Consider the following 19,942-nt stretch of genomic DNA (forward strand, 5'->3'; position numbering starts at 1 on the left):
CGCTACCCGCGCCGTCGCTCGGTGAATATCGCGGTGTGCCTGGCCAGCCGGTGCTGTAGTTCGGTGGGCGGGCCGGGGATGACGGTGAAGTTGTCGGCGTCGTGATGCTGGATGAGATAGCGGCCGTCGTTCGGATAGTCCAGCCAGAGAAAGGCTTTGCCGTCGGTGGTGGGGCGTGAGTCCACCTGGAATCCGGGGTAGACGGTGATCTCGCCGGTGCTGGTTCGGGGGCGGCGGAAGAACCGTTGCGTCTGTTCGACGGGGGACAGGCGTGTGGGGTGGCGGGCGTAGGTGGCCGCGTCGAGGTCGCTGCGTCGGCCTTCGAAGCGGGATGTCGAACCACCTTGTGCGCGAGGCAGGTTCGTGACGATCGCAGCGGCCAAGTCGGCCAGCGGAACAATGCTCAAGGTGATATCCCCGCCCTGCTCGCGGGTAGGTCCTGATGCTTGGACCGCCAAGGCCGCGTGGTCCTCGATGATTCCGGCGTACACGCGGACGACTTCGGACTGACCAGGGCCGTGTAGACCCTCGATCTCGACGCGCACCTCGGGTTCGAGCAGAGCGCGGAACACTTTGTGTAGGCCATCGTCGTAGACCTGCCGCAGCCTGGCGAAGGCGGCCTCGCGTCGTTCCTGGTGGATCTCGTAGGTTTCGGCGAGCTCGGGTCGGAAGGTCAACGGGTACGGAAGGCGGTCGCGGCCATGGCCTTCCACTCCGACGGCGAACGCGTGCGGGTCGAGCTGCCAGCTCGAGCGCCGATCTGCTGTGTCGTAGGTGGCTGCTTGGGACCAGCTCACGCGCCGATCACCCCGCCGGGCGGAAGGGTCGGCGGAAGCAGCCCGATGAGTTCGTCTTCTCGATCCTGGATGAGGTAGTCGGGAATGGCGTGCTCACTGTCGTCCTCGCCTTTACCGCCGCCGCGGCCGCCACCCATCATGCCGGGCATGCCGCTCATACCCCTGCCGCCTACGCCGCTGGTCGTTCCCGCGCGGTTACCTGAACCCGCGGCCGCAGCCGCACCGCCGGGAGTACCCGGCACGGCGGCACCTTGTGCGCCTCCGCTCGGCGCACCGGACCCGGGGGAACCCGAACCTGGCGAACCCGAACCAGGTGCCCCTCCGCCGCCGGGTGTGGTGGGCGTGCCGGTACCGGCCGGTGTCGTCGCCGCGGGTGTCGTCGCGGATGGGTCGGTGGAGCTCGGCTCGGTGGTGTCGTCGCCGGTTCCGTCGTCGTTCTGATCCTCGTCAGGATCGGTCGACTGCGGCTCCGTCGTCGCCAAATCCTCTTGTGTGCCAGCGGGGTCCGTGGACGAATCGCTGCCGTTGCTGCCGGTGCTGTTGTTGGAGCCGCCGTCGTTGCCGTTGCCTCCGGTGTCGGGAATGCCGCCTGGGTCGCCGATGTTGTTGATGGGGACGGGCAGAATCGGTGTCTGTCTGTCGACAGTGATCGACCCTGGCTGGTAGGTGCCGATCATGAAGAGTCGGGCGTCTTCCTCGGCTTCATTGGCGCGATGCTTCGCCGCTTTGACCACACCGTTGCCGGGGATGTGGCTGATCAACTCGTCGAAAGTTGATACTTTCTCTGGCTCAGGGATCGCGATTTTCGCCTGTCCGAGAACCCCTTCCATGTAGTCGATGCCGTTGGCGACCATCTGGAATGTGGTGTGTAGCTTCGCTGCTTCGGTGGTGTAGCTCTTCACACCGTTGATCGCCTCGGTTCCGGAGGCGCCCGACCACTTCTCGGACAGGACTCGCTCGAAGCTCGTTCGGTAGTTGTTGACCGCGGTCTCGGTTCCCGTTGTCAGGCGCCGCCAACCGTCCGCGGTGGCATTGATCTGCCCGGCGTCGACTCCGGGCTTGCCGTCCTTGCCGCGCAACGCATCCCAGATCTCCTGATGTGTCCACGTACTGAACGGCTCGGCCTTTACCTTCTCGCCCTCCATCGTCACATCACTGCCTGCCCGCAGCCTCGACCATTCGTCGCCGATGATGCTGCGATCGCCCTCCCACGCCTGCTTACCGTCGTTGTCGAGCTTGCTGCGGTCGTCGTCAGCGTTGCTGGACTGGTCGTGATTGTCCATGATCTTGAAGGCGCCGAGCGTTCCCACGTGGAAAACGGTCATGCCGATCGTTTCGAGAGGATCCCAGAACCCCATCAGATGTTCGCCCCCGTCGCGCCGATTTCGCCTGCGGACTGCTGGTCGACGGCCTGTAGTTTTCCGATGGCGGCGAGGAAAGTATCGCGCTGGTCGCGGGCGATGGCGATGTGCTGCTCCAGGCGTTTCACCGCGGAGTCGTTGGCGTCGCCGGCGCCTCCGGCGACTGCTTTTGCCTCGTACTTGGCGCGGATTACTTCGGCGGAAGGGAGACCGCCCCAACCGGTCAGGCGATTGAGAGCCTGGGCGTATGTCTTCTGTCGTTCCAGGTCAGTGATGTATTGGCTGACCACGCCAGCTAGCGCTTGCCCGAGGTCTTCTTCGAGCCTGAACTCACCGTTGACTGCCTGAGTCTTCATATTTTGCCAGTAGCTGGCATGATCCTGCGTCATCTTTCCCCCGGTTACTTCGGCAGGTGCGGTTCGATTGCCGCAGCGTATTTTTCCGTCATTCCGCAGAGGTCCCCGACCCGGGGGCCTTCGGTGCTCAACCACGAGGTACGAACTTCGAACATGCCCTGTTCGGCTTCGAACGACACATAACAGGCGTCCGGATCGGCCTTCTCCCTCGACACCAGGCCTGGTCGGGTGTTAACGGTGGTGTTCCGAATTACCTCGGCGCTCGCCTTTGCACGTGCCTCCTCGAGGGTGTGGCTCGTCGACATCACCATGACACTCCGGGACCCGGATCCGTATCGGTTGTCGAGCGGCATCCAGTCGCAGGCTCGCCACGCCGAGACGCCGGTCGGTGGATCGGTCAGAACACCTTTCGATGTCGGATCGAGCCCCACGCCTCGCAATACCTCATCCGACAACGCCCCCCGGCACGGGTTGAACACCTCGATACTGTCCGGATCCCGCACGGTAGTCGTGGGCCCGGCCGACCCCTCCTCGGTCCCTCCGCACCCCGCGAGGACACTTGCCCCGACCACGCCACAGACCACAGCCCGCATCACCACAACGCTTCGCACAGCACTCCTACTTGGCCGGACACGGCAGCAACCTGCCACTACTCGATTAGACGCACCCCGACCCCATCCGGTTCCACTGACTTGCAGACCGCGCCCTCCCCAACCCTACGCAACTGCCCGCGATCGCCAGGACCATCGGTCCTGCAGCCGAAGCGAGAACTGAGCCGAACGGCCGAACTCTGCGGACATCAACGAATCGTGCGTCACTGAACCGGGTCCGGCGGCTGGTGGTATTCGACTTGAATGTCATCGACACTTGCCCCCTGCCTTGCGAGGCTGTCGACAACCTGCTCGGTGAAGCGCCGTGCTGGGCGGTAATGGGTGCTGTGGTCGCTGATCAAAAGAACACGCCCCGCCCTGACCTCGATCTCACCGGCACCGGCAACCGGTTCTCCCGCGAGGAAACTGGAGTGATGGAACCGGCCGAGGACGTGGTGCGGAGATGAGTAGAGGTCGCCGCGACTGTCCATGGCGAAAATCGCCCGCCCACCATCCGGTGACCACAGGGTACGAGCGTCGCCAGTGTCGTAGAGCTGGCCCTGGGCGTTGTAGAGGAGTCCATCGTGGAGGGTGAGTCGATACGATTCCCGTTCGTCGGTGGTCAGGTATGCGACATACTTGTCGCCCCACACGGAATTTCCAGGAAAATTCTCGCCGCGGAAATTCGGTTGCATGGGGGTTGTCGCATATTCCTCGATGAATTCATCGAGGTCTTCTGCGGTCAGGCGAGTCACCGTGACCGGGTCGATCCTCGTAGCTGACAATAATTCATTGATGACCGAGTCTGGGTCGGCATCGTCGGTGGTATCGACGAGAACGATATCTTCGTTGTCATCCCAGAATGGGGTGAACATGCCGATAATTCTCCCGGAGCGCATTTTCAAAGGGATGTATGTTCCGTATTCGGTTCCCCAATAAAACCCGCGTGACATTCGTGCTTCGATATCGTTGACCCTCGCCGAGATACGGGCGATCGGTTGGGCGTCTCGGAAAGCGGTGATGCTTTCTTCGGGTAATCTCATATACGGCAATTCGGGCCATGGGCGCATCTCCTCCATGCGTGCCACTGTGCGGCTCAAGAAATCCCGCAATTCTGGCGACCCTTGGCGCATCGACACGACCGATGGGAGTGCCAATTCGGCCGCCAAGCCGTCTGATAGTATCTGGTACTCCTCCTGCGGTGTCAGCGTGGAGATCGGCTCGGTCACCAGTGCGTACGCGATCCTGTCGACCGTCTTGTTGTCGAGATCGTGCTCGAACTGAATCGAGTAGAATATCGAATTTACGACACCCTGCCAGTGATTCACATGGTTCCTTTCATTGCGGTGGAGCCTCGAACCGGACTTGTCCCGGAGTGATTACTATTCCCATACTTCTGAGTTGATGGATGGCCTGCATGGTATGTCCACGGGACGGCCGATAGTGTCCGCTAGAGTCGGTGATCATCTGGAGCTCTCCATCGATCGCCGCCATCTCTCCTGCGGCGGCGACATTCTCGCCGGCAAGGAAGCTGGAATGGTGGAACAGGCCCCGCTCATGGTAGTCCGAAGCGTACAGATTTCCGTGCTCGTCCATAACGAAAATCGCTCGGCCCGCACCGCCCCAGGCTGTGGAACTGGAACTGGTGTCGAAAAGCTTCCCGTCCGAAGTGTAAATTTTTCCATCGATGATGTAGAGCCTGAATCGTTGTCGATCAGCCTCGCTGAAATATGCGACGTGCAGCGGATATTCCCACACGGGGTTTCCCAACTCGTGCTCACCACGATAGGTAGGGTTCATTTCCTGTGTCGCATAAGGTGGCCTGTTGCTGTAAGGAAGATCGGAGAAGTCCTGCGGGGGTGCTGATTGCTGCTTACTGTTCGTGTCAGGAGGTCTCGGAGCAACGGACTGCTGCCTCTGTGTCGGCGGGATGGCCGGCTGCGTCGATGTGACGTTTCGACGCGGCTGCATTCCGAAGAGTCTGCGGATGATTCGCCTGACGGCGCCGACCGATCGAGACGATTGGGGTTCGTTCCGGCTACCGGCAGGATGATTCGTGGCAGGCGGACCGGCGGAGTGTGGCGGTGGCGGCAACGACTCTGGTGCACGGAAATTTCGCGGATCGAAGTGCCGATCGCTATCCGACTGCGGCGCGTTGGAACCGAGCCTCGCGGGCAATGTCGACTGTCTCCAGTCGGTTGTGTTCGCCTGCGATGTTGATTCCGGCACGCGACGATCCGGCGTGCGGGGAGGTACTCGGGACTGCTCCTGGTTCGGATTTGGTGTGCCCCAATGCTGATGCTCTCGAGGTATCTGCGAGGGCAGCGTGTTCGGGTTCGTCGATGCCGGCGCTCGAGGCGGGGAGTGCTTTGGAGGAGAATTCGATTCGGGAGCTCGGATGTCAGTCTGTCCGAAGTTGTTCGGCGGCGATGTCGCCGGGGGTGCGCCTTGCGGGTTCGTTGCCGAAACGGCGATTGCGGCAACTGAGTCAGCATGCCATGGCGGCGTTGTGGGGGTGGAGAAGGTGGCATTATCGATCTGGCTGCTGAGCTGCTGAAGGTCGTCTGAGGACAAGGTATTGTCGGTAGTCGGGTTCAGGCCGAGCTGGTCGCGTATCCGGTTGGTCAGGGCCGACAGATCGGTGTTCGGATGTGTGGTGCCGGGTGCCCCAGAGTCGTCTACCCGAACCCGCATGTCAGCCTCTGCCGCGGTGCCGACCGGGACGAGGTCCACCATGACCCATTCGCCGTTGACGAACTGGTGTCCGCCGTTGAACGCGAGGTCGGTTGCCAATTGCGCCAGTTCGCTCAATTCACTGACAGCGTCGGGGTGTACGGATGTACTACCGCTGAAATGAACAGCGATGCGGAGGAGCCTGACAGGTTGTCCGAAGAAGTCGGGTATCCGACGGGCCTGAAATGATGCGCCACTGCGCTGATTTCCGATTCGGGTCGATTCTCCCTGCGCGGTGCCGGTCGAACGCAACTGTTCGCGGGCAATCCTGGATTGTGCGGCGTTCTCGAGTGCCTGGGGCGAGCGTTTACCGGACGAGGGGTGTTTCGATCCGTCGGTCGCTGCGGCTTGTTGTGCGGGGGGTGTCGCCGTCTCTGGGCCATGCTGTGCAGGGGTAGCACCTGTGCTGTCAGTAGCAGGTGGAACCGCGGCTGGACGCTGATGTGGCACCGAATCCGGTGATGGTGCAGGGCCGCTCGACGGGGAATTCGGCGGTAGATTGCTCGCACTGTTGTGACCGCCGGATTGGCGCGGCGGGTTGTTCAGGCTTGGAAGTTGCCCGCCTTGATCCAGACTCCGTCCTGACGGTGACGAGTCATCGCTGTGCCTGCTGTTCTCACGGCCATCGCGTCCTCCTTCCCGTCCGCGACCTTCACCGAGTAATTCGCCTTGTTGATCGTCAGGGACCGATTGAGATTGTGATCCGCCCCGCCGAACCGGTAGGTCACTTCCTGGTCGGTCTCCGACTCCAGCCGGAACACCAGATACATTGCCATAGACTGAACTCCATTCATCGATGTTCTCGCCGGTATGAGAGTGCTGCATCGCTTCCCAGTTGAAGCGCTGATTGGCGAACTGGTGAGCTTCCTGATACGGCGCGCCGGGATGGCTTTCATAGTATTGTGCTTCGGCCAGCTCATGCTCCAGCAGGACGATATCGTCGGGGGTTGCTCGGCCGAGGGTCATCCGCATCCAGGCTTCGGCGATATCGGCGTACGCGTCGTATCGCCGATATTCGATCCCGATGTCATTACCGTTGTCGTCGGTAACGCTCAGCGGATGCTCTTCTCTGAAGAGATGATTTTTGATTCGCTCCAGCTCTGCCCGGTCGAATCCCACGGAGCCATCGTGCCGCGGCACATCGGCGAGTGCTGCGACCATTCCGTCGATGTCAGTGTCAGAACTGCGGATGTGGTCGTAAACGTTGTTGGCCCAGGCATCCTGTGCCTCGGTGTCGTAGGCATTGCGTGGCCGTCTGGCGCCACCTGCCTCGACATAAGGTGATCGCTCTGCGGGTGAAGTGGTATCTGATGCCGGGGTGATGTCGGCGGTCGGCGTCGAGGCAGACGGTGAAGCTGGGTTGTGATCGATCGACGTCGGCGTCGACGTCGACGGTGTGGTGGCCGGAGACGCGGCCGACAGGTTGGTATCCGGGACGCTCGTTACCGTTCGATGGTTTCCTCCATCGGCCAGGTTCCCGTTGTCCGGCTGAGCATCTCGGCCCATGCTGTCGCTTCCGAGAGCGGGCCCCCGCTCGGATGGAAGTACAGGGTTTCCTTGTTGATCGTGATCAGTTCGGTCGTTTCCGGACTGTTCGGTTGAGCCAGGTCGGTCACTTGGACTTGGTACTGAACTGTCTGCGGGTCCTCGAAGGTTTTCCGCAGATGGATTCGACGAAGTGGGGGATATACCTGGCCGCCCTGGATCGGCTGGCCCGTTTCGATCGCCTGGTCGAATTCCTCCCCGATCATGTCCGGCGGCAGACTCCGGTGAGCTGTCACGACTCCCGTTTGTTTGTTCAGTACGTAGTTCCCCAGGCCCAACCCCATGCCCTGATTCAACTCCTCCTGGGAGAGAATCGCTTGGGCTACCCAGCCGTGTCTGGTCTCCATCACCTGGAACTTCTGATTCGGCCCGAACACTTTGATCAGCAGCTGGTTGGCCTGTTCCACCGTGAGAATTGGCTCCGGCATTCTGAATACCTCCGTGTGCGTCGATGGGAATGAAGTCCAGCGCGGCCGACCGAGCGACCATATCTGGAGGTGGGACGTCGGAGGTCGTGCCCGACTGCGGATCCCACCATACGGGCCCGGCTGCACCGGGTGGGTAGACGATCACTGTGGCGTGCGAGGCACGGACTACTGGGGAACCGTCGGCGTTGAATTCAGGGTTTCCGTACTTGTCGTGTGCGTGCCAATAGTTGACAACTAGCGCCGCGGAGCCGGGACCGAGAGCGGCGATATGGTTGTGTAGTTCGCGGAACTGTTCCTGGATCGGCATCCCTGCGAAATTGCTGAATCCCCGCCCGAGCCAATTTGCCGCTCGTGTCGGACCGAGTCGTTCGCCACTGCGGTTGTCGCGGGAGCCATCGGGCAGCAGGTCTGGCCACCGAGGGGCCGAGACCTGGGGAATACCGTAGAACGACGACAAGGCCGACAGCGAACAATCGAGGCAGTTATTTCGGCGCCCGTCCCGCGTCGGGCCGCCGTCGTTGACAGACCGGCCATAGGGGTGTGTTCGCGGGTCAGCTCCGATCGTGAATCCGTTGCCATTGCGGAGTTGGTCTTCAACTCGACGCTGGTGCGCCGCCTGCTCGACGGGCTCCAGACGACCCGGGGCCATGACCCGACTGTCGGAAGGGTTGGCGAATCGAGCGGGCGTGTTGGCTCGGGCGATGTCGTTGCTGATCGTTCGGAGGTCGTCGGGGCTCAGTGGGGTGTCCGGGGTGCTTCGTGGCAAGCCCATGTGCGCGCGGAGGTCGTTGGCCAGATCGAATTGATGTTGCTGGGTGTTCAGTCGTAGATCGGCTACGTTCGGGTCGGTGGTGAGCTCGAGGTCGACCAGGAACTGGTCGCCGGTGGGCTGGGTGCCGCTGAGGAGATCCTGACCGTGATTGAAGGCGGCATCAACCGCGCGCTGGGCGTATTCGATCTCCAGGTTCAGTTCGGCTGGTGTCATCAGATGCGCGTTCGGGATGTGGGCGCGAATGGTGGCTACCGTGACCCAGCGGTCGCCGACCTGGAAGCGGCGAACTCGGTATGAGGGGCGTGGCTGGGCCTGGTTCTGGTTCGTGTCGACGGTGGTTGTGCGTCCGTCGTGCGGCGGTTGGTTACGCAATGCATCGCGCAGGGGACGGGCATCTGGGCTGTAACCGGGATCGGGTAGCTGGTTTGTCGGAGTTGCCGAGGGGGTGGGGGTCGGCGGTGTTGTCTGAGTGGGGTTGGTGATCGGGGTAGAACCCGGTCGGCTGTTGGGGCTGGTTGCTGTGTGCGTTTCTGGCACCGCTGACGGGGTTGTCGGCCTAGACGGGGTCTGGTCGATGGGGGGCGCAGTCTGGGGGGTCGAGGTGGTCGCCGGTGCCGGAGTTGCAGAGGTGGGTGTTGTGGGGGTCGACGTGGGTGCGTTCGATCTGGGCGATGATGGCGCTGACATTGGGATCGGGCTGATCGCGGGTGTCGGTGTGGCAGTGGGCGGTGGGGTTGATGTGGGAGTTGTTGTAGGCGTCGGGTTTGCGGTTTGGCTTGGGGGAGCAGTCGCGGTTGCGGCCGTGGCTGTTGATGTGTCTGAAGTGCTCGGGCGGCTGGTGTCGGACGTGTGGGTGGGGCTGTTCGTCGGGGTTGCTGGTTGAGGGGTGGTGGACGCGGCAGGAGTGGAGATTGGGGATTGCTGTGGGGCCGACTCCGGCGTGGTGGGCTGTGCTGGGGGTGTAGCATTTTCGGCCGCCAGTGGAGCCGGATGCTGCTGTGTTGGAGGTGAATTCGTCGGAGTGCTCTCGGTGGGAGTGTTCGACGAGTTTGGGACATCCTGGGAAGGGAGGTCCAGTGATGATCCGGTGGAGCTCGGGGGATTGGTCGAGGATGTGTCGCTGATGGGTGGGGTAGGGGTTTCGGTGGGCGCGTCGGTGTTCGGGTTCGGCTGGGTTGTCGACGGAGTTTCGGTAGGGCTGTGGCTGTTGCTGTTGCTGTTGCTGTTGGGGCTGGATGGCTCGGTGTCGTTGGGCGAGCTCTCCGGGGCTGTGGGGCTGTCCGGAGTCGAAGGCGGTTCGGAATCGGTGGCCCCACCGCCGTCGGTATTCGACGGTGCGGAGTCGCCAGCGGGTGGAGTTCCGTTCGTGCCGTTGTTGTTCGGCGTCGCGGAAGGATCTCCCGTTGTCGGTGCGTCGGGCGTGCTGTTCTGAGGCGAAGGCGCCTCGTTGCCCGCTGCGCCCTGATCGCCTGTGGACGCCGGTGCGGTCGGGGAGTCGCTGTCGGTTCCGGATGGCGTAGTGGACGCGCCGTTCGTCGGGTTGTCGCTGTCGGTACCGGCTGGAGTGGTGGGGGAGGCATCGTGGGCAGGGCTTGCAGTGTCAGTTCCGGCGGGAGCCTGATCCGCAGGTTCGGTCGGTGTGTCGGTCGCCGCGGCTGTTGTCGCACCGGGGGTTTCGGTACCGAGTTCGGGAACTGTCGGGGCGGTGGCGTTTCCACCGTGCCCGCCCGACTCCAGTGCCGTCTGGACACCCCCTGCTCCCGCACTGGTGAACGTCTCGACACCGATATCGAGCTGGAATTCCCGATTGAGGAACACCGCTCCCGCTCCGGCGGCGGCGACCTGGGCCGACAGGTCGGCACCGAGTTCGGTGACGGTGCCACCGACTACCTTGCCTGCGACTTTGCCCGCCGTCGAAGACGCGACATCGCCGAGCGCGCCGGTCCCCCCGCCCAACACACCACCGACTGCGCCACCGACCGCACCACCGAAAGTCGCCAAAAGGAAATCGGCCACCCCGAACTTCTCGCCCGTGCGGTCACCGTTGGAGACCTGGATCATCCGGGCCGCGAGATCGACACCGCCTTCTTCCAAAGCTTCGAAAGCCGCGCCGCGCAACGCGAGTCTGGCCGCGGCCTTGGCAGCGCCTCGGGTGAGCATGCGGGCGATGAGTTGTTTGATCGCTATCCGAATCGCAACCTGCGCGGCGACCCGGGCCGCGACACCGGCGACCGCACCGACACCGGTCCACGAGGTGGCCAGCGCGACAGCGAGCTCGACCGCGGTCACGATCATCGTGCCGATGATCACGAGTTTGGTGTGCTCGATGTCGTTGGCGCCGTCGTCCAGGAGCTCGGCTTGCTTCTCACACCACGTGCGAACCGCGGCGAAGGTGGCCTGATCACCGGACAAGAGCTTGTCGCGGAAGGTCGCGATCGAGGTGTGGGTTTCACCTTCGGAGATTGCGGCTAGGGCGATGTTGAGGGCTTTGCTGGCATCGTCGTCGACGGTGTTGAGAGTGTTCGCCATAGCGGTCCAGCCGTCGGCGACTCGACGCATCGCTGTTTCATCGCCATCGGGCCAATCACCTGCGCCGAGAACGTACTTCGCGACCCATTGCAGCTCGTCGGGTATCTCGATGCCCATTTACAGCGAGCTCGCTACCTCGCCGATTTCGTCGGCTCTGGTGGTGTCCTGGGTTTGGAAGGCGTTGGCGACGGTGACCATGTTCTCGCCGAGTTGAGTCATCGTGGTCGCCAATCCGGTTACTGCCTTCTGGCCAGGGTCGACACCGGGTGTGTAGTTCTGGGCGAACGCGGCACCGATCTCGTCGCCGCCCCAACATTCGCCCTCGGCCGAGATGACCGCTGCCAACTGCTGGGCGGCGGTGGTGATCGTGGACGCGACCGACGCGAACGCGGGTTGGGTGTTGCGGAGGCCGTCGGGGTCGACTTTCACCGAACTCATCGCAGGTAGCTCCGGTTGCGGAAGTAGTCGCCTTCTTCGTCGTCGGTGTCATCGACGAGGGTGTTAGGCGCCTCGACCACTGGTTCTGGCATCGGTGGCGGAGGTGGGGTGAGCCCGGCGATCAGGTCTTTCATACTCGGGGCGCCGGGGATCAGATCGGACAGGTCCGGCATCGACGCGGAGAGCGGGGCCAACGCTTGTTGCTGCGTTTGCGTGGTTTGCCGCTTCAGTTCCGCGATGGCTTCGGTGATCGAACGGCCAAGCGATTCCGGGGTTGTTCGTTTGAACGCGTCGGCGGCGACATGGACTTCCGATACGCCCGCGATGGTGCCCGATGCCCGAACCAGCCCGTCCTCGGACCACACACTCACCAAAGCCACAGCCTGGGACTGCGTGTCGAGCAGGGTCGACTTCTCGGCGTTGAAGGTATCCAGCATCGAATCGATCTGCGCGCGCAACGCATCGTTGGATGCCCGCGTCGGCGCCGACCAGTCGTCGTTCATGAGACCCTCGATCTGTTAGGAAGCACGTCATAAGTTTGGACGCGCGAGAGTCGTCGGAGGTTGCATGATGTGATGTACGTCTCACGCGAGAAGAGCGATCTTCATAGCGTCGAAGTATTCGACGAAGCTAGTAGTCGAACGTTCCCTTCGCGGGCCACGTGCCGGTTGTGTTGTGGCGCATCTGCGCCCACGAGGTCACGACCCCGGAAGTTCGGTCGGTTGGCTGGTGTCCGATCGGGTTCTTGGTGATCTCGACGTGTTGGGTGGTCGTATCGCTCTGTCTATCCAGTCGGGAGACATCGATGCGGTAGCTGATGGTTCGGGCGTTCTCGGAGGTCCGGTGTAGGTCGATTCGACACAGCGGTGGATAGACCTGGTATCCGGCGACCCGCTCGCCGGACTCGATCGCCGCATCGAACTGCTCGCCGATCAGGTGGGGCGGCAGACTCGCGTGTGCCGTGATCGCACCTGTCCTCTTGTTGAGTACGTAATTTCCGAGACCGAGTCCAGCCCCGCCTGCGACCTCGTCGTCGGTCAGGACTGCCCGGCCGACCCATCCGTGGGTGCACTCGAACACACGGAACTCTCGACCGGTTTCGAACACGTTCTCGAACAGCTCACGCGCTTCCTCTCTCGAGGTCACAGGATCTCGCTGCAGGCGGGGATCCGATGCCGCCGATATCGAAGCGTTCACCTCGGCTAGCCAAGGCGGCGGAGGAGGACCCTGGTGGGCGTCGCGGCCTTCCACGACGCGAGGGCCGTCGGTGTCGGTGTATCCCGTTAACCAGCGCACGGACTCTCGCGGGATTCCGGTCGCCTCCACCAGGATGTCTACCTGGGGTTCCCCGCCTCCGTATCCACGCACCGCCACATAGGCGCAGCTGTGATCGGGCGGCGCGAACAGGCCGAGCGGTACGCCTGTTCGCATCGTGAGCAGTAGAAAGGCACCGCCCGCTGGAGAACGGCTGAACGAGCGTGACAATCGAACTTCCAGGTCACCAACCGGAATATCGATCACCGCGCAGAGCGACACGCACCCGTAATAGGGCAGTTCACTGTCGGGCGACGCCGTGTACGCGAGTTCCCTCATTCGAGGGAACGTACCCGAGGGGGTAAATCAGAACTCGATGCGATGACCGGATCAGTGCGCCGGTGAGCCGACGATGATGCTGCCGACATTGCACTCTTCGAGTTCGTCGAGCCCGGTGGCGGCGGCGAAAGCGGAGGTGTCGCTGAAGCCTTGGGCGACGACGCCGAGGTTCATGGCGGTGGCGGCCAGGTAGACGGTCTGCATGAGGACGCCGACGTGCTTGAGGATGTTGGCGTAGGCGACCTGTTCGTAGCTCCACATGACGCGGCCCGCGCGGGCCGAAACCAGCAGCAGGACTTGGGGTTGCGCGCCGCCTGCCAGGGTGGCCGAGGTGGATTTGAGGAGCTTCTGGACGGCGGGGGCGTCGGCGAGGGCGACCGGGCGCAGGGCGTGGTCGGTCGAGTCGTAGTGGTACATGCCGTTTTCCAGGCCGGCGACATTGCGCACCACGGGATAGATCTCGAGTTCGTAGGCGCCGCCGCCGGAGGGGTAGGGGCGGGAGCCGTCTTCGCGGGTGCGGGCGGTGCGAAACAGCAACTCGCCCAGTTGAACCGAGGTGATGGGGGCGGCGTCGTCGAAGGCGCGGGTGGAGACGCGGTCCTCGATGGCGGCGGCCAGGCTCGGGTCGGAGACGCGCAGCGACACCAGATCCGGCTTCGCAAGAGCGATCGGATCACCGGCGAATGACGCACGGCGCAGCGGCAACTCGGGGAACTGGCCGTCGGCCCAGCGGGTGGGACCGAAGTCGTCCCAGGTCACCGTGCGGGCGCCGAGGGTGCTGCGGCGGTGGAACCACAGGTCGGGGGTGTTCCAGGAGCGGGTGGTGAACTCACGCTCCTCCTCGTCGCCGTCGACCAGGAAACCGCACCATTGCAGGTCCGCCATGAACTGGGTTTTCACGGCGGCGGGCACCGGCGAATCGGCGGCGAGGGGACCGTCGAGCAGGGCGAGCAGGCGCGGGTCGTGGATGCGCAGGTCGCACCACCCCTGCGGGTGTTCGAGCACGAAGCCCTGGTTGTCACGGTGCAGGACAGCGAATTTCGACAGCGTCGCCGACCAGGTGGGCAGGGCCACCGCGAGGCGAGGGGCGGGGTCGGCGAAGGGGCGGATGCTGTAGAGGTCGCGGCCGCCGTCGCGGACTGTCACCGAGAGCCAGCCGCCGTCGGTGAGCTTGCGCATCAGCGCGGTGATGTCGTCGCCCGCCGCGGCGGTCGCCATTTCGGCGGCGGTCGCCGGGCCCTGGTTGAGGGTTTTCAGCGCCTGCAGTGCCCCCGCGCCCAGACCGGTCAGCTTCTCGTTGCGCGGCGGGTTCAGCAGCACCGCGCCTGCGGGTGTCGTGAGGCAGGTGACGCCCGCGCGCAGGGCGAAGCGGGTCTGGGCGGGGTAAGCGGAGGCGAGCACGGTGAAATCCTCGGGGGTAGAACCGGTCTGGGGCAGAACCTATTTCGCGGCGGCGGCGAACGCGGGTTCGAGCTTGTCCAGCATGTACGGCACCGACAGCGCGCTCGGCTGGTTGATCGCGCTGATCTCCTGCGTTGTCAGGAACACGACCGAACCCTTGCGCACCGACGGCAGATCGGCGTAACCCGGCAGCTGCCGGTACTTCTCGTCGAGGCCGGGGGAGTAGCCGGCCAGCAGCAGGTCGGCGGTGAGCTCGTCGACCTTCTCCGGCGACAGCGCCAGGCGGCCCTGGTTGGCCGGCATCGCGGCGAGGTTGGCCGGGATGCCCATGCCGAGTGCGGTGAACACCTTGGCCGAACCGTCATTGGCGTCGGTCAGCACCATCAGCTGCGCGGGGCTCGCGAGCCAGGTGCTGGCGAAGGTCTTGCCCTTCAGGCCGGGGTTGGCGGTCGCGATGGCGGCGACCTTGTCGTCGACCTTCTTGATCACCGCGCTCGCGTCGGACTCCTTGTGCAGCACCTTGCCCAGCGCGGTGACCTGGTCCTGCCACGGGGTGACGGCGTCCTTGGTCAGCGCGGGCAGGGTAGGGGCGACCTTGGACAGGTCGTCGTAGGTCTTCTGGTCGGCGATGAACGGGTCGGCCAGGATCAGGTCCGGCTCCAGCGCCGCGACCTGCTCGGCGAGATTGCCGGTGGTGTTGAGGGCGGTGGCCGACTTCAGCGACTCCGGCGTCCACGGCGGGGTGCTCTTGGAGACGGCGGAGACGTTGTCGATGTAGCCGACGGGGACCACGCCGAGGGCCAGCGAGGTGTCGAGCCACTGGTTGCCCAAGGCGACGATCTTCTTCGGGGTACCGGGGACGCTGGTCTCGCCGCGGGCGTGGGTGATGGTCACCGCTTCACCGCCGGTCGACGACTCATCGGATGAGCTACAGGCCGTGACACCGCCGAAGGCGAGGGTGCCTGCCAGCACGGCCACCGCCGTGCGGCGCCACCCGCGTGAAGTCCGAGCAGTCATCGTTGCGTCCCTTCTATCTCGAGGAGTGCTCCTCGAGCGGCCCTGAAGAGCCTGTTCCAGCATAAGCCAGCTAAGGCTAACCTACGTCGGTTTTGGGTGGTCAATCGATGGGCCGAGCTGCGGCCCGGCGAAGACCGGTTCGGCGGGTTAGACTGCGCCGAATTTCGGCCGTCAGGGATGGGATGCGTGCGTGGAGACGTCTAGAGACTGGAGCGTCGAGTGGTTCGAGAGTCTGAAATGGCTCGGGATCGCCTTCCTCATCACCGCGGTGGCGTTCGTGGTCATCGCCGCACTGCTGCTCAGGGTGACGAAGTGGGGTCGCCAGTTCTGGTCCGTCAGCGGTAACTACTTCCGTGGCGCCGGAGCCTGGCGCGTCTGGCTGTTCGTCGCTGCCCTGCTGCTGATGGCCCTGCTGACGGTGCGATTGAGCGTGCTGCTCAGTTACTGGGGCAACGACATGTTCGCCTCGTTCCAGCTCGCCGCGTCCGCGTTGAAATCTGGCGACGACGCGGCACTCTCGGAAGCTAAAACCGGGTTCTGGGACTCGGCGAAGCTGTTCACCCTGTTGATCACCATCTGGACGGTCAAAGAGCTGGTGTACCTCTACGCCAAACTGGCTTTCGACATCCGCTGGCGGGTGTGGTTGACCGATCATGTCACCACGGACTGGATGGCAGGCAGCGCCTTCTATCGGGCTCGGTTCATCGACAGCACGATCGACAACCCTGACCAGCGAATCCAGGCCGACACCATCACGTTCACCGAGCAGTCCCGCACGCTGGCGCTCGGCGCGGTGACGGCCATTGTCTCTGTCGTGTCGTTCACCAAGGTGCTGTGGGATCTGTCGGGGCCGATGACGGTCCTCGGTGTCACGATTCCGCGGGCGGCGCTGGTCATCGTCATGGCCTATGTCCTGGTGTCGACCGTGATCGCTTTCTGGATCGGTCACCCACTGATCCGGATCAACTTCCTGCGAGAGCGTACGAACGCCGATTTCCGCTACGCGCTCGTCCGAGTGCGTGACGCGGCGGAAAGCGTCGCGTTCTATCGCGGCGAGAACGTCGAACGGGCCGGCTTGCTCAGCCGATTCGCCGAAGTGATCCGGGTGCAGTGGGCCTATGTCTACCGGATGCTCAAGTTCGTCGGCTGGAACTTCGTCGTCACCCAGTCCGCCTACCTGTTCCCCTATCTCATCCAGGCGCCACGCTTCTTCAGCGGCGCGATAACCCTGGGCGGGATGAACCAGACGGCTACGGCATTCAGTCAGATCCAGGACTCCCTGTCCTTCTTCCGTGATTCCTACGACGACTTCGCCGAGTATCGAGCCTCGCTTATCCGTCTCGACGGCCTGCTGGTCGCCAGTGGTGAATCCCGGAACCTCCCCAAGCTGGCCGCCGTGGATCTGGACGACGCCGTGAACCTGGACAAGGTCGATGTCCGCAAGCCCGACGGGGAAGTGCTCATCGACGACCTGACCCTGCGGCTCGTCCCCACTGACGCGTTGGTCATCAAGGGCGCCTCCGGTAGCGGGAAGACCACACTGCTGCGCGCGCTCGCGCAGATGTGGCCGTACAGCGACGGTGAGATCAGCCGTCCGGCGGGCACGGAGACTTTGTTCCTGTCCCAACTTCCCTATCTCCCGCTCGGCGATCTGCGGACCGCGGTCGAATACCCGGCCGAGTCCAACGACTCGACCGACGACACGATTCGCGAGGTTCTCACCAAGGTCCACCTGGGCCATCTCGCCGACCGCCTCGACGAAGAGGCCGACTGGGCGAAGATTCTGTCCCCGGGCGAGCAGCAGCGCCTGGCCTTTGCCCGCATTCTGTTGACCCGCCCCAAGGTGGTCTTCCTCGACGAGGCGACCTCCGCCGTCGACGAGGGTCTGGAGTACTCCCTCTACAGCCTGCTCCGCGCCGAAGTGCCGGACACCATCATCGTTTCGGTGGCCCACCGCAGCACGGTCGACCAGCACCACACCCAAGTCCTCACCCTCGCGGGTGACGGTCCGTGGGAACTGGCGCCAGTAGCGGGCTGACACGACCTCGACCTGGTCGACCAGCGGCCGAGCGAAGCCCTTGATCGGGCCTCGCTCGGCCGCTGTCGTCAGGAGGCGCTGCCCGAGCTACCCGTCGCCAGGTCGCAGGCCAGTCCGCTGCCCGCGTTCAGGATCTTCATGACGGTGGGTACTCGTTTGGTCACCAGCGGTGTGCCGGTGGCGTGCAGCAGCAGCGACAGCTGGACCTCCACCTCGGTCTCGACGTGATAGAACGCCGTGGCCTTGGCGACGGTGACGCCCGCGACGTTCACCTCGAGCTCCACGGTGTCGCTGGCGAAGAACTTGCCGTTGGCGAGGAAGTCGACCTGCGCGCCGACATAGTTGTCGAGACCGACCACATCGATCTTCGACGTGCAGCCGACGGTCAGCGTGTCGGTGAGCATGTCGATGACGGGACCCGCGCTCGCGTGTGGTGCCACCATGGTGACGACGGCGGCGAACGCGGTGGCCGTGGTCGCGAGACGGCGCTTCATCGGCAGGGTGATGTTCATGGCGGGACGTTAGCAACGGGCCGTGTGCGACGAAGCCGGTTTGAAACATATCTACTTCAGATTGGTCGACGCACCCCGGTTCGTTTCGCCCTGGGGGTTCACCTACACTAGAACGGTTGCCTGCGGGAGCTATGCCCTCGCAATCCGGCAGTGAACCCCCAGTGGAAGGTATTTCCGCTGGCAGGCGCGCGTCCGGAGGGTGACTGACCATGTGCGTCGGGTCGGCAATCCGGCGTACGTATACATCCAGGTCCAGGAGGTGCTGAAGTGATTCAGCAGGAGTCGCGACTGCGCGTCGCCGACAACACCGGGGCGAAGGAAATCCTTTGCATCCGCGTGCTCGGTGGCTCGTCGCGTCGCTATGCCGGTATCGGTGACATCATCGTCGCCACCGTGAAGGACGCCATCCCCGGCGCCAACGTGAAGAAGGGCGACGTCGTCAAGGCTGTCGTCGTTCGCACGACCAAGGAGCGTCGTCGTCCGGACGGTTCCTACATCAAGTTCGACGAGAACGCTGCCGTGCTGATCAAGCCGGACAACGATCCTCGTGGCACCCGCATCTTCGGCCCGGTCGGCCGCGAGCTGCGTGACAAGCGCTTCATGAAGATCGTTTCGCTGGCCCCGGAGGTGCTCTGACTATGAAGGTGCACAAGGGTGACACCGTGCTCGTCATTTCGGGCAAGGACAAGGGCGCCAAGGGCAAGGTCATTCAGGCTTTCCCGGCGACCGGCAAGGTTCTCGTCGAAGGCGTGAACCGCATCAAGAAGCACGTCGCGGATTCCGCGAACCAGCGTGGCGCGTCCTCGGGTGGCATCGTCACCCAGGAAGCCCCCATCCAGGTTTCCAACGTGATGGTCGTCGACTCCGACGGTAACCCGACTCGCGTCGGCTACCGCACCGACGAAGAGTCCGGCAAGCGCGTCCGGATCTCCCGTAAAAACGGGAAGGACATCTGACATGACCACCTCTGAGCAGACTCAGCCCCGGCTGAAGGCGCGCTACCGCGCCGAGATCAAGGACGCGCTGAACGGCGAGTTCGAATACGCCAACGTGATGCAGATCCCTGGCGTCGTCAAGGTCGTCGTGAACATGGGTGTCGGCGACGCCGCCCGTGACGCGAAGCTCATCAACGGTGCCGTCAAGGACCTCGAGCTGATCACCGGCCAGAAGCCCGAAATCCGTAAGGCCACCAAGTCGATCGCGCAGTTCAAGCTGCGTGAGGGCATGCCGATCGGCGCGAAGGTCACCCTTCGTGGCGACCGTATGTGGGAGTTCCTGGACCGTCTCGTGTCCATCGCGCTGCCCCGTATCCGCGACTTCCGCGGCCTGTCGCCGAAGCAGTTCGACGGCAACGGCAACTACACGTTCGGCCTCAGCGAGCAGTCGATGTTCCACGAGATCGACGTGGATTCCATCGACCGCCCGCGCGGTATGGACATCACCGTGGTCACCACCGCGACCAACAACGAAGAAGGCCGCGCGCTGCTGAAGCACCTCGGCTTCCCGTTCAAGGAGAACTGAGCACATGGCTAAGAAAGCACTGCGCATCAAGGCGGAGGCCAAGCCTAAGTTCGCCGTCCGCGCCTACACCCGCTGCCAGCGTTGCGGTCGCCCGCACGCGGTCTACCGCAAGTTCGGCCTGTGCCGTATCTGCGTCCGCGAAATGGCGCACCGCGGTGAGCTCCCGGGCGTGCACAAGAGCTCCTGGTGAGCTTGCGCTCCTCGTGAGCGCACCCGCCGCCTAGGCGAAATATCGACGAAGGCACGGACTTCCGACGGGAGTCCGTGCCTTCGTGCGTCTGTCCGGCGCGATTCGGGATTGTGGAGTGTCA

Annotated in this window: 21 protein-coding genes and 2 pseudogenes; 8 read left to right on the forward strand and 15 right to left on the reverse strand. The window is 63.8% G+C overall.

The genetic code is table 11. The features are described 5' to 3' along the window. Positions 1 to 2 precede the first annotated feature (2 nt). From OHS03_RS32285 to OHS03_RS34760, 8 genes and pseudogenes are all read right to left on the reverse strand, one after another. Positions 3 to 797: an ESX secretion-associated protein EspG gene (locus tag OHS03_RS32285; RefSeq protein WP_328659228.1), complete on the reverse strand. Its 795-nt coding sequence runs from the start codon at positions 795 to 797 to the stop codon at positions 3 to 5. Continuing rightward, positions 794 to 2,122 (reverse strand): hypothetical protein, encoded by a 1,329-nt coding sequence (locus tag OHS03_RS32290; RefSeq protein ID WP_328659231.1) that lies wholly within the window; start codon positions 2,120 to 2,122, stop codon positions 794 to 796. The genes OHS03_RS32285 and OHS03_RS32290 overlap by 4 nt, the downstream gene beginning before the upstream one ends. A gap of 32 nt (positions 2,123 to 2,154) precedes the next feature. Further along, on the reverse strand, positions 2,155 to 2,547 hold the full coding sequence (locus OHS03_RS32295) for a hypothetical protein (RefSeq protein WP_328659233.1): 393 nt from the start codon (positions 2,545 to 2,547) through the stop codon (positions 2,155 to 2,157). Between the two features lie 11 nt (positions 2,548 to 2,558). Continuing rightward, on the reverse strand, positions 2,559 to 3,107 hold the full coding sequence (locus OHS03_RS32300) for a DUF3558 domain-containing protein (RefSeq protein ID WP_328659235.1): 549 nt from the start codon (positions 3,105 to 3,107) through the stop codon (positions 2,559 to 2,561). A 221-nt stretch (positions 3,108 to 3,328) separates the two neighbouring features. Further along, the gene (locus tag OHS03_RS32305; RefSeq protein ID WP_328659237.1) at positions 3,329 to 4,432 is read right to left on the reverse strand and encodes an IQM protein middle domain-containing protein; all 1,104 of its coding nucleotides are present in this window, start codon (positions 4,430 to 4,432) and stop codon (positions 3,329 to 3,331) included. A gap of 10 nt (positions 4,433 to 4,442) precedes the next feature. Continuing rightward, positions 4,443 to 6,998, reverse strand: coding sequence for an IQM protein middle domain-containing protein (locus OHS03_RS32310; protein WP_328659238.1), 2,556 nt, complete (start codon positions 6,996 to 6,998; stop codon positions 4,443 to 4,445). A gap of 281 nt (positions 6,999 to 7,279) precedes the next feature. Next, positions 7,280 to 7,810 carry a hypothetical protein gene (locus OHS03_RS32315; protein ID WP_328659240.1) on the reverse strand — a complete coding sequence of 177 codons (531 nt, stop codon included), beginning with the start codon at positions 7,808 to 7,810 and terminating at the stop codon, positions 7,280 to 7,282. A 97-nt stretch (positions 7,811 to 7,907) separates the two neighbouring features. After that, positions 7,908 to 8,795 (reverse strand): annotated as a pseudogene (locus OHS03_RS34760) (toxin glutamine deamidase domain-containing protein); the annotation flags it as partial. Between OHS03_RS34760 and OHS03_RS32320 the strand changes: the two are divergent. The 3 genes from OHS03_RS32320 (at position 8,727) to OHS03_RS32330 (ending at position 10,014) form a co-directional block, all read left to right on the forward strand. Continuing rightward, on the forward strand, positions 8,727 to 8,879 hold the full coding sequence (locus OHS03_RS32320; RefSeq protein ID WP_328659242.1) for a hypothetical protein: 153 nt from the start codon (positions 8,727 to 8,729) through the stop codon (positions 8,877 to 8,879). The pseudogene OHS03_RS34760 and the gene OHS03_RS32320 sit on opposite strands and share 69 nt — an antisense overlap. 172 nt (positions 8,880 to 9,051) lie before the next feature. After that, entirely contained in the window at positions 9,052 to 9,465 is a 414-nt protein-coding gene (locus tag OHS03_RS32325; RefSeq protein ID WP_328659244.1) for a hypothetical protein, read from the forward strand. A gap of 204 nt (positions 9,466 to 9,669) precedes the next feature. Further along, positions 9,670 to 10,014: a hypothetical protein gene (locus OHS03_RS32330; RefSeq protein WP_328659246.1), complete on the forward strand. Its 345-nt coding sequence runs from the start codon at positions 9,670 to 9,672 to the stop codon at positions 10,012 to 10,014. A gap of 812 nt (positions 10,015 to 10,826) precedes the next feature. Here OHS03_RS32330 and OHS03_RS34785 read toward each other — a convergent pair. The 6 genes and pseudogenes from OHS03_RS34785 to OHS03_RS32360 form a co-directional block, all read right to left on the reverse strand. After that, positions 10,827 to 11,228 (reverse strand): annotated as a pseudogene (locus OHS03_RS34785) (WXG100-like domain-containing protein); the annotation flags it as partial. Continuing rightward, on the reverse strand, positions 11,229 to 11,549 hold the full coding sequence (locus tag OHS03_RS32340; protein WP_328659251.1) for a WXG100 family type VII secretion target: 321 nt from the start codon (positions 11,547 to 11,549) through the stop codon (positions 11,229 to 11,231). It abuts the pseudogene before it with no gap. Next, complete coding sequence (locus OHS03_RS32345; RefSeq protein WP_328659254.1) at positions 11,546 to 12,052, reverse strand: YbaB/EbfC family DNA-binding protein; 507 nt, start codon at positions 12,050 to 12,052, stop codon at positions 11,546 to 11,548. The genes OHS03_RS32340 and OHS03_RS32345 overlap by 4 nt, the downstream gene beginning before the upstream one ends. A 127-nt stretch (positions 12,053 to 12,179) precedes the next feature. After that, positions 12,180 to 13,142, reverse strand: coding sequence for a hypothetical protein (locus OHS03_RS32350; RefSeq protein ID WP_328659255.1), 963 nt, complete (start codon positions 13,140 to 13,142; stop codon positions 12,180 to 12,182). Positions 13,143 to 13,193: 51 nt separating this feature from the next. Continuing rightward, the gene (locus OHS03_RS32355) at positions 13,194 to 14,543 is read right to left on the reverse strand and encodes a SagB family peptide dehydrogenase (RefSeq protein WP_328659257.1); all 1,350 of its coding nucleotides are present in this window, start codon (positions 14,541 to 14,543) and stop codon (positions 13,194 to 13,196) included. Positions 14,544 to 14,582: 39 nt separating this feature from the next. Further along, positions 14,583 to 15,560, reverse strand: coding sequence for an ABC transporter substrate-binding protein (locus OHS03_RS32360; RefSeq protein ID WP_328659258.1), 978 nt, complete (start codon positions 15,558 to 15,560; stop codon positions 14,583 to 14,585). 190 nt (positions 15,561 to 15,750) lie between these two features. Between OHS03_RS32360 and OHS03_RS32365 the strand changes: the two genes are divergently transcribed. Then, positions 15,751 to 17,598 carry an ABC transporter ATP-binding protein/permease gene (locus OHS03_RS32365; protein ID WP_328659260.1) on the forward strand — a complete coding sequence of 616 codons (1,848 nt, stop codon included), beginning with the start codon at positions 15,751 to 15,753 and terminating at the stop codon, positions 17,596 to 17,598. 68 nt (positions 17,599 to 17,666) lie between these two features. On the opposite strand, the gene OHS03_RS32370 is transcribed toward OHS03_RS32365, so the two are convergent. Next, entirely contained in the window at positions 17,667 to 18,110 is a 444-nt protein-coding gene (locus OHS03_RS32370; RefSeq protein ID WP_328659262.1) for a hypothetical protein, read from the reverse strand. Positions 18,111 to 18,377: 267 nt separating this feature from the next. On the opposite strand from OHS03_RS32370, the gene rplN reads away from it, so the two are divergent. The 4 genes from rplN to OHS03_RS32390 are packed head-to-tail and all read left to right on the forward strand — an operon-like array spanning position 18,378 to position 19,821. Beyond that, positions 18,378 to 18,746 (forward strand): 50S ribosomal protein L14, encoded by a 369-nt coding sequence (gene rplN / locus OHS03_RS32375; RefSeq protein ID WP_056818394.1) that lies wholly within the window; start codon positions 18,378 to 18,380, stop codon positions 18,744 to 18,746. Between the two features lie 2 nt (positions 18,747 to 18,748). Further along, entirely contained in the window at positions 18,749 to 19,066 is a 318-nt protein-coding gene (rplX, locus tag OHS03_RS32380; protein WP_056818391.1) for a 50S ribosomal protein L24, read from the forward strand. Position 19,067: 1 nt separating this feature from the next. Next, positions 19,068 to 19,631 (forward strand): 50S ribosomal protein L5, encoded by a 564-nt coding sequence (rplE, locus tag OHS03_RS32385; RefSeq protein WP_056818389.1) that lies wholly within the window; start codon positions 19,068 to 19,070, stop codon positions 19,629 to 19,631. A 4-nt stretch (positions 19,632 to 19,635) separates the two neighbouring features. Then, complete coding sequence (locus OHS03_RS32390; RefSeq protein ID WP_056818387.1) at positions 19,636 to 19,821, forward strand: type Z 30S ribosomal protein S14; 186 nt, start codon at positions 19,636 to 19,638, stop codon at positions 19,819 to 19,821. The last annotated feature ends 121 nt before the right edge of the window (positions 19,822 to 19,942 follow it).

The sequence above is a fragment of the Nocardia salmonicida genome (genome assembly GCF_036142455.1).
In the GTDB taxonomy this organism is placed as follows: Bacteria; Actinomycetota; Actinomycetes; order Mycobacteriales; family Mycobacteriaceae; genus Nocardia; species Nocardia salmonicida.